General features: G+C 64.0%; 4 protein-coding genes. 1 reads left to right on the top strand and 3 read right to left on the bottom strand.

The features are described from left to right. Positions 1–291, top strand: a 291-nt coding sequence (locus tag FJ039_12620) for a redox-sensing transcriptional repressor Rex (GenBank protein MBM4406990.1), incomplete at its 5' end; no start/stop codon positions are given. A 42-nt stretch (positions 292–333) separates the two neighbouring features. Here FJ039_12620 and FJ039_12615 read toward each other — a convergent pair. The 3 genes from FJ039_12615 to FJ039_12605 all read right to left on the bottom strand — a co-directional run. Continuing rightward, positions 334–837 carry a hypothetical protein gene (locus FJ039_12615; GenBank protein MBM4406989.1) on the bottom strand — a complete coding sequence of 168 codons (504 nt, stop codon included), beginning with the start codon at positions 835–837 and terminating at the stop codon, positions 334–336. A gap of 109 nt (positions 838–946) precedes the next feature. Next, a complete protein-coding gene (locus tag FJ039_12610) occupies positions 947–1,375 on the bottom strand; it encodes a F0F1 ATP synthase subunit epsilon (GenBank protein ID MBM4406988.1) in 429 nt (142 codons plus the stop codon). Between the two features lie 20 nt (positions 1,376–1,395). After that, a partial coding sequence (locus FJ039_12605; GenBank protein ID MBM4406987.1) for a F0F1 ATP synthase subunit beta occupies positions 1,396–2,420 on the bottom strand: 1,025 nt, incomplete at its 5' end.

Genomic DNA, 2,420 nt, shown 5'->3' with positions numbered 1-2,420 from the left:
CAGGTGGGGCGCCAGGTGGACGTGGTCACGGTGCGGCCGATGGACGACTTAGGCCGGGTAATCGCGGAGCAGAAGATAGACATCGGCATCGTGGCGGTGCCTGCGGCCCAGGCGCAGCCAGTGATCAACCGGCTAGTGGAGTGCGGCATCAAGGCGATCTTGAATTACGCGCCCATCGCGCCGCAGGTGCCGCAGGACGTCCGGGTGCGGAACATAGACCCGGTGCTCGGCCTGCAGACGATGACGTACCACTTGAAGACGATGAAGGAGCGGAAGGGGAAGCAGGGGTAGGGAAAGGGTTCAGGGAGCAAGGGCCGAGAATGGCCGCCCCTATCATTTGCTCTCTTTGGCGTTCCGAGTTCGCTTCCTCAACGCTGATCTCCGGTGCGGCTTGACCATCCGGCTACGCCTTTTCTCTTGGATCGCCCGTTGCCGCATGGTGACTTCCAAATGACAACTGTGGCAAAGGGTCTCAAGGTTTTCTTGGTGATGGACGCAGCCGATGCGGTAGCCACGGCCGTTGAGCGGGGCGATGTGGTTCACTTCCATCCCGTGATGGCGGCGACGCCAGATCATGCGCCCCATGCGGTCGGGCTGTTTTCCCGGGCAGAAGCCACAGTGCCTGCAGGTGTAGCCATCGCGCTTGAGAGCGGCGAGCTGGGCGGGGGTCCACTGGTGGTTCACCAGAAAGACCCGGGTACACTTGCGGCTGCACCACCGGGTCTGACGCCCGGTGAGGGGCTTGCCGCAGGCGGCGAGGGAGCAGCGGCCTTCGCGGAGGACAAGCATGCCGCAGGCGGGCCACCAGGCAGGGAGTTTCTGGGCGCGACGCAGCATGCATCTATGCTAGCTGAAGCTAGGCGGCTCGCCAAACGCTTCGTGCCAAGAGACCCGCAAAGGCCCCCGTCGAAGGGGGGCCTTTGCGGGTCTGCGCGCAGCTTGCGGACTAGCTGACGCCGCCGGGGCCGGTAGTCTTTTTCTTGCGGGCGACCTTCACGCGAAGGGCGGCACGCTGGAAGGCCGTGGTGGCCTCTTCCAGTTCCTTGGCGGCGGGGGCGGCCTTGATGGCGTCCTGGGCCTTTTTCATCGCGGCCTCGGCGCGGGCCAGGTCAATCTCTTCGGCTCGCTCGGCGGCATCGGCCAGGATGGTGACCTTGTTATCGCGCACCTCAAGGAAGCCGCCGGTGACGGTGAAGGCGCTTTCGCTCGCGCCCTTCTTCAGGCGGATCTCGCCAGGGGTGACCATGGTCATCAGGGGCGCGTGCATGGGCAAGATGCCCAGCTGGCCTTCGGCGCCGGGGGCGATGACCATGTCCACATCGTCCTCCAGGAGGGAGCGCTCGGCGGTAACGATTGATATGCGCAGTGTAGCCATTGCTAAGTACTAGGCCCTGTTTACTTGATGGCCTTCATCTTCTCAGCTTCAGCGACGGCTTCTTCGATGGGGCCGACCATGAAAAAGGCCTGCTCGGGCAGGTCATCGTACTTGCCTTCCAGGATCTCCTTGAAGCCGCGCACCGTCTCCGCGATGGGCACGTACTTGCCCTGGCGGCCGGTGAAGGCCTCAGCCACGAAGAAGGGCTGGGAGAGGAAGCGCTGGATCTTGCGGGCGCGGGCGACGGTGATCTTGTCCTCTTCCGAGAGTTCCTCCATGCCCAAGATGGCGATGATGTCCTGAAGGTCCTTGTAGCGCTGGAGCACTTTCTTGACGCCCTGGGCCGCTTCATAGTGATCCTTGCCGACGATGTTGGGGTCAAGGATGCGCGAGCTGGAGGTGAGGGGGTCAACGGCGGGGTAGAGGCCCTGCTCGGCGATGGCGCGCTCAAGGGCGATGACGGCATCCAGGTGGCCGAAGGTAGTAGCCACGCCGGGGTCCGTGTAGTCGTCGGCTGGGACGTAGATGGCCTGGAAGGAGGTGATGGAGCCCTTCTTGGTGGAGGTGATGCGCTCTTCCAGGTCGCCCATCTCCGTGGAGAGGGTGGGCTGGTAGCCGACGGCTGAGGGCATGCGCCCAAGGAGGGCGGAGACTTCCATGCCGGCGAGGATGTAGCGGTAGATGTTGTCCACGAAGAGGAGGACGTCCTTGCCCTCTTTATCGCGGAAGTATTCGGCCATGGTGAGGCCGGTGAGGGCGATGCGGAGACGGACGCCGGGAGGCTCATTCATCTGGCCGAAGACGAGGGCGGTCTTGCTGATGACGCCGGACTCCTTCATTTCGCGCCAGAGGTCGTTCCCCTCGCGGGAGCGCTCGCCGACGCCTGCGAAGACGGAGTAGCCGCCGTGCTGGGTGGCGATGTTACGGATGAGCTCCTGGATGACGACAGTCTTGCCGACGCCCGCGCCGCCATAGGCGCCGACCTTACCGCCTCTGGCGAAGGGGCTGATGAGGTCAATGACCTTGATGCCTGTTTCGAGCATCT

It is taken from the genome of Chloroflexota bacterium, assembly GCA_016875535.1.
GTDB lineage: Bacteria > Chloroflexota > Dehalococcoidia > SHYB01 > SHYB01 > VGPF01.
The sequence above is the reverse complement of the archived record's forward strand: the minus strand, read 5'-3'. Positions and strand labels throughout refer to the sequence as shown.